The organism is Bacillus altitudinis 41KF2b (assembly GCF_000691145.1).
GTDB classification, from domain to species: Bacteria; Bacillota; Bacilli; order Bacillales; family Bacillaceae; genus Bacillus; species Bacillus altitudinis.
Genome location: NZ_ASJC01000004.1, coordinates 201,229 through 217,495 on the forward strand (window position 1 = coordinate 201,229; position 16,267 = coordinate 217,495).

The following is a 16,267-nucleotide window of genomic DNA, read 5'->3' on the forward strand; positions in this document are numbered from 1 at the left end:
CTTATCTCATCAATTATGTTTATCATAGCGTGGGTCTTATCCAACATTCAACTTTCCTATGATGCTGACACGAGATTGTCGGATTTCTTCTTCTTTCGCAGCAGCACTTGATCGACCACAATCGCAATCAGTGTGCCAAGAACAAGACCATTGCTCAATAAAGAAATCAGCACAGGATGCATGCCTTTCAATGCCCCTTGTGGCACAAACATTGCGCCCACGCCTGCTAAAACAGCGATGCCAAGCACAAATCGAATGCGCGGGATGTCTTCTTTTTCATACTGATCGAATTCAGACATAGCAATCCCAATCATAGAAGAGAACACCACAAAGTTCACAGCCAGCCCCACAGGTGAAGGCAATGCAGAGAAAAAGCTCATCAATAATGGAAATAAACTAATGAGGACAATGAGCAGACTGCCAAGGAAAAATGGCTTTCTCGATGGAATTTTGGTTGTTTGTATAAAACCCGCTGCCCCTGAAATAGGGACAGGCGCAATCGCACCAATCAGTCCGCTCAGCAAATGACCAAATGCGGCGACAAAACCAGCCGGTCTGGCTCGTTTCCGCTCACGCAGTTCACCAAATGCCTTGACGGAACTTTCCACAATTCGAATACTTGCCAGCATATTCACTATGAGTAAGATCGTAATAAAAAAGGACGTAACAAGCAGTCCACTGTCAAAGACCGGCATGCCAAATGGAAACAGTTTTGGAAACTCAATGATCTGCTCAGGAATGCGAACAGGCTTCGCTAGTCCGAGTAAAGCAAATAACAGCCAGCCGCCTGCAAGTGCAAATAACACAGAAAACTGCCTTAAATAATGCCATTTTGAGCGGCTGATCATGAAGGTGATGACAATAATCAAGATCGATAGACAAAAGACAAGCCCATCTACCTGATTTCCCCGATAACCGATCCCCATCAGCCCTTTCATGATTGGCTGACTTAACTGCACAACAAGCAGCAGCAAATAAATACCTGTGACAACCGGCGTAAATAAAGACGCAAGCCAATTAATGATTTTAAAAAGACTAAAAATAAAAAAGAACGCAGCACTAAAAATTAACGCCCCTTGTAATGCTTGCAAGGTTTCAGGATATGTGGCAAAAATCGTCCCTGTCATGCCTGCATAAAGGGTATATACCCCCCACCACAGCCCTGCTGGACTTTCATTGATCGGCAGCATATGACCGCATAAACACTGCACCATCGCCACAAGTCCAAGTGAAAAGAATGTACTCTGAATCAGTTCCGCCGACTGCACTTGATTTAATTCAAATGCTTGTGCAATCGCAATCGGCACAGCAATAGAAGCTGCGATAAAAAATGCCATCCACTGAATGGCGCCCAAAAATAGTTTCAACCCGATCACCTTCCCTTTGTCGTGACAAGACCATTAAAAATCAAAAATAGAGTCACCGTTGCCATCTTTCTCTTGTTGACCCTCTTCTTTATGCTGAAATTTCTTTGCACCGCTAGTGCCCATCAATTTCTCTAGCATGGCTTGATCCGTAGACACAGCCGGTGCAGATGGTGTCTGTATAGATGGAGGTGGTGAAATAACCGAAGACTGCGGCATTTGCACCTGTGATGATGTGTCGAGAATGACATCACATAGTGAAGAAATGACCGCCGCTTGACGTTTCACCTCTTCATCATTTCCACTTTGTTTTGCTTTTTGAATGGCTTCCTCCATTTTTTGAAGCAGACTTGATATATGAATATTCAAGGGTAGACCCTCCAATCTAAAAAATTCGTTTTCCAACATTATTTTACCAAATGAACAAACCGAATGGGCTCATTTTTTCAAAGCTGTGTGCTTCTGTTCCTCTTATTTGACCCTTACCCAAGATTCACACATAATAAAAAAGAAACAATATCGTCTTTGAAAGGACTGAAAGATGAGCAAACTCACTGAACTCATTCACAAACAAAAAAACGTGCAAACACCAGCGGTTCAAGATCGAATCCGTCTTCTTAACGATTTAAAAAAAGCCATTAAACATCATGAAAAGGACATATTACAAGCCTTAGTCCATGATTTACATAAATCCGAACAGGAAGCCTATACAACAGAAATTGGCATGGTATATGAAGAGATCAATCATATCGTCAAACATCTTCACAAATGGGCCAAACCATCTCGCGCGAAAACACCTCTGACCCATATCGGATCAAAAAGTATGATCATTAAGGAACCGTACGGAAGTGTTCTAATTATTGCCCCTTGGAACTATCCTTTCCAATTGGCCCTTTCGCCATTAGTTGGAGCCATTTCTGCGGGAAATGCCGTTACTTTAAAACCGTCAGAATTAACGCCGCACGTCTCAAACGTGATTGGCACGATTGTGGAAAGCGTGTTTCAAGAAGATCTTGCAGCGGTCGTTGAAGGCGGTGTGGATGTCAGCACAGAGCTTCTGAAACTGCCTTTTGATTATATTTTCTTTACTGGGAGTGTAGCCGTCGGCAAAGTCGTCATGGAAGCGGCCGCAAAACATCTCACACCTGTCACACTTGAGCTCGGCGGAAAAAGTCCATGCATTGTCATGCCTGATGCAGACATCAAACTCGCTGCAAAACGAATCACCTTTGGTAAATTCACGAATGCTGGTCAAACATGCATTGCACCAGACTATTTACTTGTTCATGAATCGATCAAAGAGGACCTATTACGTGAAATGACGACCTGTATCCGTGACTTTTACGGGGACCAGCCTGAAACAAATCCGCATTTCGGAAAAAATGTCAGCCAGCGTCATTTTGATCGACTTTCAAAATTTCTCTCAAATGGCACGATTGTGACAGGTGGACAGCGCAATGAACAAGAGCTCAAAATCGCACCGACCATTTTAGATCATATTACATGGGAAGATCCTGTTATGCAGGAGGAAATTTTCGGACCTATTTTGCCTGTCATCACATTTGACTCTCTTCAAGAGGCAGCTGACATGATTAAGGCAAGACCAAAGCCGCTCGCTCTTTACTTATTTACAACGAATAAAAAAACAGAAGCCTATATTCTAGACAACCTCTCATTTGGCGGGGGTTGCATCAATGATACGCTGATGCATGTCGCCACTCCATATTTACCATTTGGAGGCGTTGGTGAAAGCGGCATCGGACGATATCATGGAAAAGAAAGCTTTTTCACCTTTACACATGAAAAAAGCGTCCTACGCCAGACCAATCGCTTTGATTTTTCTTTCCGCTATCCAAATGCGAAAAACGGACTCGACATTGTCCGCAAATTTTTAAAATAAACAGGACGAAGGGATTTTCCCTCGTCCTATTTTGATTCAATATCCTTAATACACCAGTTGATTTCATCGATCCCCATTTGCTTTAAATAGGCGTTTACTTTTGAGAACGGACGGCTGCCAAAAAAGCCGTTTCTTGCAGAAAAAGGACTTGGATGGGGTGATTCAATGATGTAATGCTTGCTTTGATCAATTCGTTCTTTTTTATTTTGCGCATGTCTGCCCCAAAGCACAAAAACGACTGGCTGATCTCGGTCATTCAGGACGTCGATGACGCGGTCTGTCACACGTTCCCAGCCTTTGCCTTTATGCGAGTTCGCTTCTCCTTTTCTTACAGTGAGCACAGTGTTTAACAGCAAGACACCCTGCTCTGCCCAGCTGACAAGCGAGCCATGGTTAGGGACCGGACAGCCGAGGTCATCCTTTAGCTCCTGAAAAATATTTCTCAAAGATGGCGGATGCTTGACACCAGGCTGAACAGAAAAGCTTAATCCGTGTGCCTGTCCTGGGCCATGATAAGGGTCTTGTCCCAAAATCACGACCTTCACATCTTCATACGACGTCAAATGGAGGGCACGATAAATGTCATCTGGCTTTGGAAACACGATCTGCGTACGATATTCTTCCTTTACCCACTCACGTAATTCCTGATAATATGGCTGTTCAAATTCACTTTTCATCACAGCCCACCAGCTATCATTTAAAAATGGCTTCATTGCGGTTGTCCTCCTTCTGTCTGCTGTGCCAATCTTGAGATCATCGGTTTTCCATCCCATACAATCTCACTCTCTGATTCTCGATTTTTCATCGCTGGTTCTTCTAATAGGACAGCAAAATTCGCTGTCGGCAAATCACCGAGCCCATGCTTTTCACTCAGATCATCTAAATAGTTCTTCCTTGTTTCACCAAGATCACTCGACTGATTGCCCCCACCATCAAAGAACGCATAGATCACACTGGCAGCTGGCACTCGTTTGGCTCGTGCATGCTGCGTAACACGCAGGAAAAAGTCCCAGTCCCAGTAGTGATGCATCGCTGGATCAAAATAGCCGATCTCATCATGTATGCGGCGTTTGTACATACTGCCAGAAGGAACATATGTAGAAAAAACACGCATGTCCTCAATGTCCGCTGTATAAGCAAACAAACGTCTTGATACTGGAAAACGAGTCGCACCTCGTTCTTCAAACGAAACAATTTCCGCATCCGAAAAGACAAAATCAGCGTCTTCCAGCGCCTTGCTCATACGTTCAATATGACAAGGTGTAAAATAATCATCGTCATCACTCAGCATAATGACGTCACCTGTCAGCTCCCGCACGCCAACATTTCTTGCGTTCACATGCTGGACATTCTCATCTAAATGAATCAAGCGGATTGGCAGCTCGGGATAGAGTTCCTGAATCACGTCCACTCGCTCTCCTGCATCATTTACGACCACAATTTCAAAAGGCTGTACGCTTTGTCTCGAGATGGATTCAAGCAGTTCACACAATGCGCTCAGCCGGTTATGTGTCACAATTAGTAAAGAAATCTTCATATCGGCCTAACTCCTTTAATAGATTCGTCTTTTTCATTAAAACATAAATCGGCTTTCTTCTCATGATATAAAAGGCGGTTTGATTGATCGAGAAAATGGGAATTTTTGATGAAAAGGAGTGATGACGATGGAATTTTTCACAGTTGAGAATAGTAAAGAAGCCAAACAGACGATCGAACAGATACAATCAGCAAAGGACGATGTGTTTGTGTTTGCGTATGACCCCGAACGCTCTGATACCGTTACTGAGTACACGGAAGCAAAGAGCATGACAGCTGTCGATCAAGGGATTTTAGATCAAATCGCCAATATCATTCGCACCAGGGATGATGAACTGATGGCCAAAATCATGTCGACCGGCGCCGATCAAGAATTAGCCTTAACGCTTGTAGAGGAGCTGAAAAAAGGGAAATTGGTGATTTGTAAAAGATAAAGAATGAGGCGTTCCATGAAGAGTGGAACGCTTTTTTATGCCGTTTCATTGTGATAAATGGAAAAGCTGATTATAATAAGGGATAGAACAGTAACTGTTACACATCACATTGGAGGTTCAGCAACTATGTCTATGAATAAAGCACTCACCATCGCAGGTTCGGATTCAAGCGGCGGTGCAGGTATCCAAGCAGATTTAAAAACGTTTCAAGAAAAAAACGTCTACGGGATGACAGCTTTAACCGTTGTCGTTGCAATGGATCCTCATAACAACTGGGATCATCAAGTGTTTCCAATCGATACATCAACCATCCGCGCACAGCTCTCGACGATCGTTGAAGGCATCGGTGTAGATGCGTTAAAAACAGGTATGCTGCCAACAGTTGACGTCATTGAACTCGCAGCTGAAACGATCAAAACATATAAGCTGAAAAATGTCGTCATTGATCCTGTTATGGTATGTAAAGGTGCGAACGAAGTCCTTTACCCAGAGCACGCTGAAGCATTGCGCGAAAAGCTCACACCACTGGCAACAGTTATCACACCTAACCTTTTCGAAGCAGGTCAATTAAGCGGCATTGGCGAAATCAAAACGATGGAACAAATGGAAGAAGCCGCAAAACGCATCCATGAACTTGGTGCAAAATATGTGGTCATCACTGGCGGCGGTAAGCTAAGCCCAGATAAAGCAATTGACTTGCTTTATGATGGACAAACCTTCGAACGCCTTGAAACAGACAAGATCGACACAGAGTACACACACGGCGCAGGCTGCACATTCTCAGCCGCAGTCACAGCTGAACTAGCCAACGGCTCAGACGTGAAAGAAGCCATTTATGCAGCAAAAGAATTCATCACAGCTGCCATTAAAGGCTCTTTCCAACTAAACGAATACATCGGACCAACGAAACATTCCGCATATCGTTTGGACAAATAAGGGGAAAATTTAAAGGATACAGAAGCATCGCAATAAACCATATGTATAAATAAGTTTCAAAGTAATTTATAAAACTTACAGAGCGTATTGATGTGTAAAATAGTCATTCCTTTAATATTGCACAATTCATCAACAGTTGAACTCCCTTTTTATATTTGTTGCATTCTATATGTAATAAGTCAATTTTGGGGGTTCAACTTATATCAGTATTACAAGCCTTCCGCTCAGTCATTATAAGAGTTCTTCCACTTAGATATTTTCTGAAATCTCCTATTTTTATAAAAACTCCGAATGTTCCATTTCCATTCATTTGATTTAATCAATCTTAATTCGTTTTGATACTATCTTTTCCAAAGATACCTTTCCACATCTTCCGTGGAACATAGAGTTCTCATAAAGTTGCAACACGACAATTTTTGGTACTCTTTAAGTCGAACTTTTCCTGATTTATCATCTCAAAAGAAATTTTTTATTTCGGTACAACAACATCGACGATTACTTCTCTATTACCTAAGTATTCTTTAAAGTTTATAGAAGCAGTTATTAATATTAGCCGAGAAATCATCATCACGACAAATATTCTTATTTCAACCCGCAAAATAAACATTTTAATACTCAAATAAATATTAAACCAAGGTCAAGGAAAATAAGAAAAATAGTCGCCATTATGAATACATATGATGTTTTTCTATCTTCATTCCAAAAATAAAAAATTAAAATAAAAGATACTATTGTAGTGATTAAAGCCCAAATTATCATTTAGTCAACTCTCCTCTATATTTGTAATGCTGTTTATAAATAATTCTCTACGCTTTTTTCAATTTCCAGGATTTATTATATTATGGTGTGAACCATTCATAACATTTTAGTCAAATAAGACTGAAAGGGGACATTAAAGTTGCTTAACAATATAGGACAGACTATGCGATCAATTAGAAAGAACAAAGGATATACTCAGCATTATGTTTCTAGTGGTTTACTATCACAAAGTGCTTATTCAAAGTTTGAACTACATCGAATCGACATACTTGCGTCATCTTTTATGGCTTTACTGGAAAAAGTAGACGTTTCTTTAGATGAGTTTCACTATATTATGAACGATTTTCAATATACTCGAAGGCAAAAGTTTATTAACGATTTTTTTCGTACGACTTTCAATCATCCAAACAAATTAAGACAATTGATAACAGAATCTGAAAGGTTGCTATCAGATTCGGAGGACCAATTGGTCAGTGATATTCAATGTATTTGTACAGCTTTAATAGTGCTCCATGAAACGGGTAGTATTGAACAAGCACGCAATCACGTAGATACTGTTTGGGAACGTCTTTCTAAGCATGAAAATTGGTACCTGATTGATATTAGACTGATAAACTCTATACTTTTTATATTTCCTATAGAAACAGCTATACATATAGCAAAGAATGCATTGAAAAGACTTAATATATATAAGAATTTTCAAGATACTTATAAAATTGAAATTAATATTCGAGTTAATTTTTCGCTTCTTTTAATAAAATACAATAAATTTAAGTCGGCATTAGTTGTATTAGAAGAAGCAATCCCTCTCTGTAAAAGACATGGTGCATACAGGGAGATGGCAATCTGCTATGGTCGTAAAGGGATATGTCTAAAAAACTTAAACATGGATTCACCTGAAGAGTATACTGAAAAAGCTGTAACAGTCCTTAGTATACTAGAGGAAAAAAAACTAGAAGAAATGTTATATACGGAGTTCAAAAACTATTATTAAAGCCATAAAAATAAATTCCACAATTTAATAAGATACAAAATACAATAATTGATCTCACTTTACTGGATTGAAAGTGGGTTCAAGAAATACATAAAAGAATTTCAAAAAATAATCCTAAGACAGACCTTAGGATTATTTTTACTATCTACTCATATATTAAATAAAATTTGGATATCAGTTCTCTGTTTTGAGAAGAATGGTTATCCTTCCGCATTGTAATGTTTCTTGCACTTTTATAACTCATATACATTAAATATTCTATCTATAAATTTCTATTTATCTTCATACATTAAGATTTAGAATAAAACTGACATAGATAATCTTTAAATAAAAAAAGCATACCCGCTCCCAGGTACACTCTTTCACCATAATTTTTCACCTACTTTTGCTGATCAGATTCTTTCGCCATTTTTCGAATAAAGGCTTCAATGGATTCAACAAATAAGGCATATTCTTTCATTTGTTTATACGTATCTGACAGCTTCTCTTTTAATTCTTCCTGCTCTAGAGAAGGTTCACCGAGAATAGATTGGACTTGAATTAGCAATTCTTTATATTCTTCACGTTTATCTTCAACATGATCTGCCATTGTCTCCAAGCGTTTTCTAGTCGTCGGCTGCTGTTTTGAATTCAAGTAAACAACCCCTTTTTGTCCTACCGCATTTGGATAAACGTCAGCCTCAGCTGTATATATTTTAAAATGATACCATAATTGAACCTGTTATCATATATGTAAAACGTCATCAAACCGCTTTAGGCCAACCTTGTATATACATGATATAGGCTTTAAGATACAGGCTGATCTCACTAGAAAAAGCAGATCAATGATCTGCTTCTTTTTGCAAATGCCACGTCTTCAATTTAAGCTTCGTTTCATTTCTACCACTGATGGAGATTGATTTATTTCCCGGGGAAGGAAAGTAACGTGCAGTAAATACTTCCCGGCCTCCGTTGACAAAAATCTCAATCGATGATGCATCAATAAAGATATGCAGATCCTGTAATTCCTCAATTTCTACTTCACGAACTTCCTTTGTTCGATCTTCAAATCGATCTCGCTCTAACGTTAGTTTGCCTTCATCTTTATCATAAATGATACGAGCAGCAGCACGGATACAGCATTCAAATCCTTTTTGAGTTTCAATTTGATCAATGAATACCTCTGCGCTCGTCAAATCTTCAACAGGAATGGAGTGAACAGATCGTTTAACGTGAAAAACATGCTCCTGCTCATTTGTCCGCATAGATCGAAGTTCACTTACCGGCTTTTGAATAAGACGTCCCTCATCATCTAAACGAAGCTCTCTCGGAATCGTCAAACAATGGATCCATTGATAAGAGATGGTTGGATGATGCTCTTCCCCTTGATCTGGTACACCCATCCATCCCATTAAAATGCGTCTGCCCGATTCATCTTGGAAAGTCTGCTGTGCATAAAAGTCAAAGCCACGATCCAGCTCCTCAAACGCTCCATGCGTATATTGGTAGGTACGATCATCCAATGTACCAACAAAATAACCAGATTGATGTGTATTGTTGTATTTGAATCCATCAGGCTTCAGCCCCTGTGGTGACACGATCAATACATCCTGACCGTCTAATTCAAATAGATCTGGACATTCCCACATGTATCCGAAATGATCTAATCCATTCTTTCCACTGCCTGCAATAATGCCTTGAAACGTCCAATTGTCTAATGTATCAGATGTAAATAAGACAAGATGTCCTTTGAGATCTTCACTTTGTGCTCCAAGGACCATGTACCACTTTCCATTCCGCTTCCACACCTTCGGGTCACGAAAATGTGCAGTGAATCCCGCTGGCAAAGTCGCCACGACACCTTTTTTCTCAAAATGAACCCCATCCTCTGACACAGCTAAACATTGATATGTCTCACGATTCCCTTGCTCGTCACGGACATTTCCGGTATACATCACGTACATACGACCATCGTCAATGACTGCACTGCCAGAATAACAGCCATTTTGATCAAACCAATCACTTGGCGTGAGAGCAGCCTCTTCATGCTGCCAATTCACTAGATCGGTTGATGTGTAGTGACCCCAAAATTTTGCCCCATGTCCTGTTTTAAATGGCTGCCATTGATAAAACACATGGTAGACTCCCTTCCACTGAATCAATCCATTCGGGTCATTTAAAAGACCGACTGGCGGCATTAAATGGAAGTTCTGACGGTACACATCTTTTTTCACCAAATGCTCATAGTTTCGAATACGATCTGTTACCTTTTGACGAAGTGCTGCGTCCGTTGTTGTCATCACTGTGACCACTCCTTGATTATTTTTCGACTTCTTTGATTTTAAAGATGATGGTAAGAATAAATGAAACAGCAACAGCTATTAACATACCAATAACATAATTTACCACATTTTGTAAACCAAACGGAGCTGCAATTGCAATCATCGGAATCCCTGTTAAACCATAAGCGTTGGCGGCTACCTTCGTGAAGACGACAAACGCCCCGCCTAATGCACCTCCGATCATTGCAGCAATAAATGGCTTACGATAACGAAGATTCACACCGAATATGACCGGCTCTGTAATACCTAAGAAAGCAGAAAATGCTGCTGGTAATGCAATTTCTTTCGTTTTTGCACGCTTTGCTAAGAAAAAGACCGCTAGCCCAGCTCCGCCTTGAGCGACGTTTGACATGGCCCAGATCGGCAGCAAATAATTCCGTCCAATATCATTTAGAAGTCCTGCCTCAATCGCATGGAAGCTGTGATGAACACCTGTCAGTACAATTAAAGAATAAGCGCCTCCAAAAATAAGTCCGGCTAAGAATCCTGCATGGTCATAAACATAAGTGAGTGCATTTGAGATTCCTGTACCGAGCATTCTCCCTAGCGGTCCTACAGCAATAAACGTCACAAATCCAGTCACAATCACCGTCACAAACGGTGTCACAAGTAAATCAATACTGTTCGGCACAACTTTTCTTAAATTCTTTTCAATCACGCACATGATATACACAGTCAATAACACGGGAATGACCGTTCCTTGGTAACCAAGAAGCGCAATATCAAAGTTGAATAGATGCATATATTCTGGTTTTGCGTCTGTCAGTCCCCATGGATTCAGCAAGCTCGGGTGAATCATAATGCCCCCAATGACAGCTCCTAAATATGGATTTCCACCAAACTCTTTGGCTGCACTAACCCCAATTAAAATCGGTAAAATGATAAAGGCAGCACTTGAGAACATATCTAGCATTTGGAAGATGGCAGAGCTTGGATCAGCCCATTTGAAGGCTTTCATCATGCCTAATAGGCCCATTAATAAACCGCTTGCTACAATCGCTGGAATGATTGGTACAAAAATATTCGATAGCGTCTTAGCAAAACGTGCAAGTGGATTCATTTTTTGCTTCACGGCTTCATCATGGCTGGCAGGTTTTTGATTCTCGTCGTCTGCCTCAAGACCCGCCTCACGAGCAAAAGGCTCATATACTTTGTTGACAGAACCTGTTCCAAATATGATCTGGAATTGACCCGAGCTTGAGAAGGCACCCTTCACACCCTCAAGTTCTTCAATGGCATCTTTGTCAATTAACGCCTCATCTTTCATCACCAATCGGAGTCGTGTGGCACAATGTGTTGCGCTAATGACATTTTCTTTGCCGCCTAATAATGTTGTTAATTCTTTGGCTGTTTTTTGATAATCCATGTTGTCTCCCCCTTTTTTAAAACAAAAAAGACCTAAAATTCACCAACGATGAAAGGACATACACGTCCCCTCGTTACGCAAATTTTAGGTCTTGCCTGCCTGACAGTCACAATCCCACGATATTGGTTTTTGATTACGCTTTCATCATAGTATAAGAGCGTGACCTGCGTCAACCTATTTTTTCGAATCAAATGACCCATATACACTAATTAGAGTAGTGTGCATAAAAAAAAGCCTGCGGACAGGCACAACCTTTACACCAATTCGGCATCCTGCAGACGCTGGACATGCAGCGTGATGTAGCCGATCTCCGATTCAGGGAGATGAAGTCCATATTCTTTTTTCAGCAAATCAGCCAGTCCAAGTGCACACCGGTAAGCCGAATCATACTTTGTTTGGATAAAAGTCAGCATGTCATCGTCCATGATTTGAAATGCTTCATTTGATTCCAACCTGCCTAATGCATACCTCAAATGTGTCACAAGCCGCTGATATGAAATACTATCCTCATCAATCGAGCGCTCAAAAACGCTTTCGATATGCTCGATCATTTCTTTGATCATCGTTGTGTATTTGACCGTCTTCTTCATGGACTCCGTATTCATTTTGGCCGTATGAATATGAAGTGCCACATACCCTGCCTCATCGTCCGGCAGGTCAACCCCAAGCCGCTCCTTTACATAACGAATGGCATACTTTCCAATATCATATTCCTGCTTATATAAGACTTTGATTTCACCAAGCAATTTATTATATAGCACAATGCCTTTTTGAACGCGTTCAATGGCAAAGGATAAATGATCTGTCAGTGAAATGTGGATATGATCACTGAGCGGCATCATGAGTTCACCCTCTGCATAACTAATAATATGCTCTGCCACCTCAATATGCGCTTCTGGCAATGTCGCAAGAATTTGTTTAAACTTCTCATTTTCTTCACGCACAACAAAAATCTTCTCTATTTTTTGAACGGGAACGACGTCATTTTTCCCCTTCTGAAAAGCAATTCCGGGCCCCATCACAATTTTCTCCTGATCACCCTCCTTTACAACCACTGCATTGTTATTCAATATTTTATATATCTTCAAGGGGCATCCTCTCCCACAGATAACGTGTCTTATGTGGGATTTTACCCTGTTTCAACTTTTCTGTAAAGATAAGAACGGACCGGCACGAGCCTCTCTCGTTGTCTTTTCATAAAGCATCATCAGACTTTCTTGAAACGGCTTTTCTATCCTGCGCTTCTTCTTCTTTTCAACTGCCAGTTTCTCTAGCTTTCTCTCATTCACCGCAAGAAAGAATCCTCCATCCACTGCTGTCACTTTCACCCCTTGCTTCTTCAGCAGCTCACCAGGATTCACAAGCACATTCATCACAAAACCAAACCATACACTCAACCAGTTCTTCCATTTCTTCACTGAACATCCCTCCGATTTACTTAGAATCTAGCAGTTCTAGCAAATTAACTGTTCCTATCATATCCCGAGAAAAAAGAGAGGTTTGTCACAATCTGGGTGAAAAAACGAACTAGTTTTCAGAAGTTTTGTTGAAAAGTGCAGAAGATGATCATGTTCCACAATGTTTCTATGAAAATTTTATACACACACTATCCCAAAGATAAGCACATCTTATCAACAGGGTTTATCCACATATCAACACCCTCTTACTAGATTTTGTGTATGAGATTTTTTTATTTTCCATATATATATCTGAATAATCGAGTTATCAACAGATTATTGTGCATAAGTGTGACTTTATAAACAAAATAGTTCTTTATGACTATGTAAAATAAGACCATTTTAGTAAAGGAATTGGTTTCATCGTATGGAATACTTAATAACGGGCAGTGAATCTTTCCTATTTATCCACAAAAAGAAAGGCTATCTCCCTAAATACACAGCTAGAAAGGGGAAAATTAATTGAAAAAAGTAATCTCTCGTTCTTCTGTTCTATTGTTCTCCACTATTTTTACCTTATCCACATTCTTTTCAGGTCAGGCTGCTGCCGCTCCATCGAACAAACAGGTGGAACTGGAAAAAGCAGAAATCTTCGGCGAAATCAATGTTAAGTCTAGAAAACACACCACTGTCATTGTTGAATTAAAGGAAAAATCCTTAGTTGAAGCCAAGCAAGAAGGCGAAGCACAAACAAAGGCCTCCCTCAAAAAATCTCGAACGAAAGTAAAGAATGCAGCACTCAAAAAGCTAGATAAAGCGAGTGTTCATCAAGAATATGAAAAAGTCTTCTCTGGTTTCTCTATGAAACTTCCTGCAAACGAAATCCCGAAACTGCTCGCAGTTGACGGAGTAAAAGCCGTTTATCCGGATGTTACATATCAAACAGATGAAGTGAAAAAGAAAAGCGTCCAGCTTCCAAATGAGGATGTCTCTCCACTCATGGATAAAAGCGCCCCATTTATCGGTGCACCAAAAGCTTGGGATGCCGGCTACTCTGGAAAAGGAGTAAAAGTCGCTGTCATTGATACTGGAGTAGATTATACCCACCCTGATTTAAAAGGAAACTTCGGATTATACAAAGGCTATGACTTTGTTGATAATGACTATTCTCCACAAGAAACACCAAAAGGAGATCCTAGAGGCGAATCGACAGATCATGGTACACATGTCGCAGGAACAATTGCGGCAAATGGACAAATTAAAGGTGTCGCAAAAGATGCCACCCTTCTCGCCTACCGTGTCCTTGGACCAGGCGGATCAGGAACAACTGAAAATGTCCTTGCAGGCATCGATCGGGCTGTCACTGACGGAGCCGATGTCATGAACCTCTCTCTTGGAAACAGTGTGAATAACCCTGATTATGCAACAAGCATCGCACTGGATTGGGCCATGTCTGAAGGGGTTGTTGCTGTGACATCAAACGGAAACAGCGGGCCAAACAGCTGGACCGTTGGATCTCCTGGGACATCAAGAGATGCTATTTCTGTCGGAGCCACTCAGCTTCCGTACAGTTTATACAACGTGAAATTCCCGAACTATTCAACAGCAAAAGTGATGGGCTACTATCAAGAAAATGATTTAAAAGCACTTGACCAAAAACAAGTCACACTCGTCCAAGCAGGCATCGGTGACGAAAAAGATTTTGAAAACATCGATGTCAAAGGAAAGGTGGCAGTGATTGAACGTGGAGCCATTGCCTTTGTTGATAAAGTGGACAATGCGAAAGCTGCTGGTGCGATCGGCGTTGTCATGTACAACAATACCGATGGAGAAATCCCTGTGGATGTACCAGGTCTAGCCCTTCCGACGATTAAGCTGTCAAAAGCGGAAGGAACAGCACTTGTTAAAGCCATTGAGGCTGGTAACAATACAACAACTTTCTCGATTCAATTTGTGAAAGAGTTAAGTGAACAAGTCGCTGACTTCTCATCTCGCGGACCTGTTGTCGATACGTGGATGATCAAACCAGATCTTTCAGCACCTGGCGTGAGTATTGTCAGCACCATTCCGACACACGATCCTTCTCAGCCATACGGCTATGGATCGAAGCAAGGAACAAGCATGGCATCTCCTCATGTAGCCGGAGTAGCAGCGATTATTAAACAAGCAAAACCATCGTATTCTACAGAGCAAATTAAAGCGCTGATGATGAATACAGCAGAAACATTGTATGACCCAAATGGGAACCCGTTCCCTCACAATACGCAGGGCACAGGCAGCGTTCGAATCATCGAATCACTTCAAGCGTCTTCTATTGTGTCTGATGCAAGCTATTCGTACGGCACTTTCTTAAAAGAAAAGGGCGTTCAAATCAAAACGAAGAAGTTCAAGGTAGAAAACCTGTCAAAAGCACCGAAAACCTATACCATTGATTACAAGTTCGATGGCAACGGCATTAGCACAAACGGCACGAAAAAAATCACAGTAAAAGGGAATTCCACAGGGTCCTTTACTTCCGCAGTACAAGTGAATTATGGAAAAACGAAAAAAGGAACGTACCAAGGCAGTATCACCATTCGCGAAAATGGCAGAAAGGTCACTGAAATCCCTACTTTATTGATTGTAAAAGAGCCTGATTACCCGCGCGTCACTTCGGTTTCCGTAGAGCCGGATAACCGTGCTGGAAGCTATGTTATTAGTAGCTATCTCCCAGGCGGTGCTGAAAATCTTGCATTCCTCGTCTACTCGACAGATGGAGAGTATTTAGGTGAAGCAGGAGTTTATCAACATGTTGATAAAGGAGAGCATCGTGTGAAATGGAATGGCACGATCAATAAAGGACAGAAGTTAGAAGCAGGTGAGTATACAATGCTTGCGTATGCAAGCCTGAAAGGCAAATCAGATACGGTTCAAACAAAAGAACCATTCGATATTTATCCTGAATAAACAAGAATCACATAAAAAGCCTTGTATGAGCCCATCAGCTCAACAAGGCTTTTCTATCATGTATGGAGGAAAGAGCAATTCATGTTGATATGGCTATGGATCGTTTCTTTTATGACAGCTTTTTTTCTCACGATCACCTTGGTTTATTTTTTTACCTTTTTACATGCAAAACAGCCTCGTCCTTTTCATCAAGCATGTGAACTGACTGTCTATACCACCTGCATTTATCCGCTTAGCTTGGCGGTGACAGCTGCCTTTATTCTCACCATGATGCTCCTCTATCCCTTTTATTGGCTGCGCAGACGGTAAATTTA

At 40.9% G+C, this 16,267-nt stretch carries 15 protein-coding genes; 6 read left to right on the forward strand and 9 right to left on the reverse strand.

Features of this window, described 5'->3' with window-relative positions:
- Positions 1–56 precede the first annotated feature (56 nt).
- Both BA79_RS09380 and BA79_RS09385 read right to left on the reverse strand, forming a co-directional pair.
- Positions 57–1,367 carry a purine/pyrimidine permease gene (locus tag BA79_RS09380; RefSeq protein ID WP_007497786.1) on the reverse strand — a complete coding sequence of 437 codons (1,311 nt, stop codon included), beginning with the start codon at positions 1,365–1,367 and terminating at the stop codon, positions 57–59.
- A 33-nt stretch (positions 1,368–1,400) separates the two neighbouring features.
- Positions 1,401–1,733 carry a YwdI family protein gene (locus BA79_RS09385; RefSeq protein ID WP_008343634.1) on the reverse strand — a complete coding sequence of 111 codons (333 nt, stop codon included), beginning with the start codon at positions 1,731–1,733 and terminating at the stop codon, positions 1,401–1,403.
- A 172-nt stretch (positions 1,734–1,905) separates the two neighbouring features.
- Between BA79_RS09385 and BA79_RS09390 the strand changes: the two genes are divergently transcribed.
- Positions 1,906–3,264 (forward strand): aldehyde dehydrogenase, encoded by a 1,359-nt coding sequence (locus tag BA79_RS09390; RefSeq protein WP_035702455.1) that lies wholly within the window; start codon positions 1,906–1,908, stop codon positions 3,262–3,264.
- Between the two features lie 26 nt (positions 3,265–3,290).
- Here BA79_RS09390 and BA79_RS09395 read toward each other — a convergent pair whose 3' ends face one another.
- Positions 3,291–3,977, reverse strand: coding sequence for a uracil-DNA glycosylase (locus tag BA79_RS09395; RefSeq protein WP_017360124.1), 687 nt, complete (start codon positions 3,975–3,977; stop codon positions 3,291–3,293).
- Entirely contained in the window at positions 3,974–4,801 is an 828-nt protein-coding gene (locus tag BA79_RS09400; RefSeq protein WP_035702458.1) for a glycosyltransferase family 2 protein, read from the reverse strand. The genes BA79_RS09395 and BA79_RS09400 overlap by 4 nt, the downstream gene beginning before the upstream one ends.
- A 127-nt stretch (positions 4,802–4,928) precedes the next feature.
- On the opposite strand from BA79_RS09400, the gene BA79_RS09405 reads away from it, so the two are divergent.
- The 3 genes from BA79_RS09405 to BA79_RS09415 all read left to right on the forward strand — a co-directional run bounded on the left by BA79_RS09405 (position 4,929) and on the right by BA79_RS09415 (position 7,923).
- Positions 4,929–5,234, forward strand: coding sequence for a general stress protein (locus BA79_RS09405; RefSeq protein ID WP_035702461.1), 306 nt, complete (start codon positions 4,929–4,931; stop codon positions 5,232–5,234).
- Positions 5,235–5,360: 126 nt separating this feature from the next.
- Positions 5,361–6,170 carry a bifunctional hydroxymethylpyrimidine kinase/phosphomethylpyrimidine kinase gene (locus BA79_RS09410; protein WP_035702464.1) on the forward strand — a complete coding sequence of 270 codons (810 nt, stop codon included), beginning with the start codon at positions 5,361–5,363 and terminating at the stop codon, positions 6,168–6,170.
- A gap of 898 nt (positions 6,171–7,068) precedes the next feature.
- Complete coding sequence (locus BA79_RS09415; protein ID WP_035702466.1) at positions 7,069–7,923, forward strand: helix-turn-helix domain-containing protein; 855 nt, start codon at positions 7,069–7,071, stop codon at positions 7,921–7,923.
- A gap of 379 nt (positions 7,924–8,302) precedes the next feature.
- On the opposite strand, the gene BA79_RS09420 is transcribed toward BA79_RS09415, so the two are convergent.
- The 5 genes from BA79_RS09420 to BA79_RS09440 all read right to left on the reverse strand — a co-directional run bounded on the left by BA79_RS09420 (position 8,303) and on the right by BA79_RS09440 (position 13,028).
- Positions 8,303–8,557 (reverse strand): hypothetical protein, encoded by a 255-nt coding sequence (locus tag BA79_RS09420; RefSeq protein WP_008359596.1) that lies wholly within the window; start codon positions 8,555–8,557, stop codon positions 8,303–8,305.
- A 187-nt stretch (positions 8,558–8,744) separates the two neighbouring features.
- Positions 8,745–10,202, reverse strand: a complete 1,458-nt coding sequence (locus BA79_RS09425; protein WP_035702468.1) for a sucrose-6-phosphate hydrolase — start codon at positions 10,200–10,202, stop codon at positions 8,745–8,747.
- 19 nt (positions 10,203–10,221) lie between these two features.
- The gene (locus BA79_RS09430) at positions 10,222–11,610 is read right to left on the reverse strand and encodes a sucrose-specific PTS transporter subunit IIBC (RefSeq protein WP_035702471.1); all 1,389 of its coding nucleotides are present in this window, start codon (positions 11,608–11,610) and stop codon (positions 10,222–10,224) included.
- A gap of 254 nt (positions 11,611–11,864) precedes the next feature.
- Entirely contained in the window at positions 11,865–12,698 is an 834-nt protein-coding gene (locus BA79_RS09435; protein ID WP_026050173.1) for a PRD domain-containing protein, read from the reverse strand.
- A gap of 51 nt (positions 12,699–12,749) precedes the next feature.
- Positions 12,750–13,028, reverse strand: coding sequence for a hypothetical protein (locus BA79_RS09440; protein WP_017368279.1), 279 nt, complete (start codon positions 13,026–13,028; stop codon positions 12,750–12,752).
- 501 nt (positions 13,029–13,529) lie between these two features.
- Between BA79_RS09440 and BA79_RS09445 the strand changes: the two genes are divergently transcribed.
- Together BA79_RS09445 and BA79_RS09450 are read left to right on the forward strand one after the other, a co-directional pair.
- Positions 13,530–15,953: a S8 family peptidase gene (locus BA79_RS09445; protein ID WP_025208182.1), complete on the forward strand. Its 2,424-nt coding sequence runs from the start codon at positions 13,530–13,532 to the stop codon at positions 15,951–15,953.
- Between the two features lie 81 nt (positions 15,954–16,034).
- The gene (locus tag BA79_RS09450) at positions 16,035–16,262 is read left to right on the forward strand and encodes a hypothetical protein (RefSeq protein ID WP_017360133.1); all 228 of its coding nucleotides are present in this window, start codon (positions 16,035–16,037) and stop codon (positions 16,260–16,262) included.
- Positions 16,263–16,267: the final 5 nt, after the last annotated feature.

Bases quoted from the DNA above. Each gene is read 5' to 3' on its own strand.
- BA79_RS09390 (WP_035702455.1), top strand. From the start codon at position 1,906: ATGAGCAAACTCACTGAACTCATTCACAAACAAAAAAACGTGCAAACA.
- BA79_RS09425 (WP_035702468.1), bottom strand. From the start codon at position 10,202: ATGACAACAACGGACGCAGCACTTCGTCAAAAGGTAACAGATCGTATT.
- BA79_RS09405 (WP_035702461.1), top strand. From the start codon at position 4,929: ATGGAATTTTTCACAGTTGAGAATAGTAAAGAAGCCAAACAGACGATC.
- BA79_RS09430 (WP_035702471.1), bottom strand. From the start codon at position 11,610: ATGGATTATCAAAAAACAGCCAAAGAATTAACAACATTATTAGGCGGC.
- BA79_RS09410 (WP_035702464.1), top strand. From the start codon at position 5,361: ATGTCTATGAATAAAGCACTCACCATCGCAGGTTCGGATTCAAGCGGC.
- BA79_RS09395 (WP_017360124.1), bottom strand. From the start codon at position 3,977: ATGAAGCCATTTTTAAATGATAGCTGGTGGGCTGTGATGAAAAGTGAA.
- BA79_RS09450 (WP_017360133.1), top strand. From the start codon at position 16,035: ATGTTGATATGGCTATGGATCGTTTCTTTTATGACAGCTTTTTTTCTC.
- BA79_RS09400 (WP_035702458.1), bottom strand. From the start codon at position 4,801: ATGAAGATTTCTTTACTAATTGTGACACATAACCGGCTGAGCGCATTG.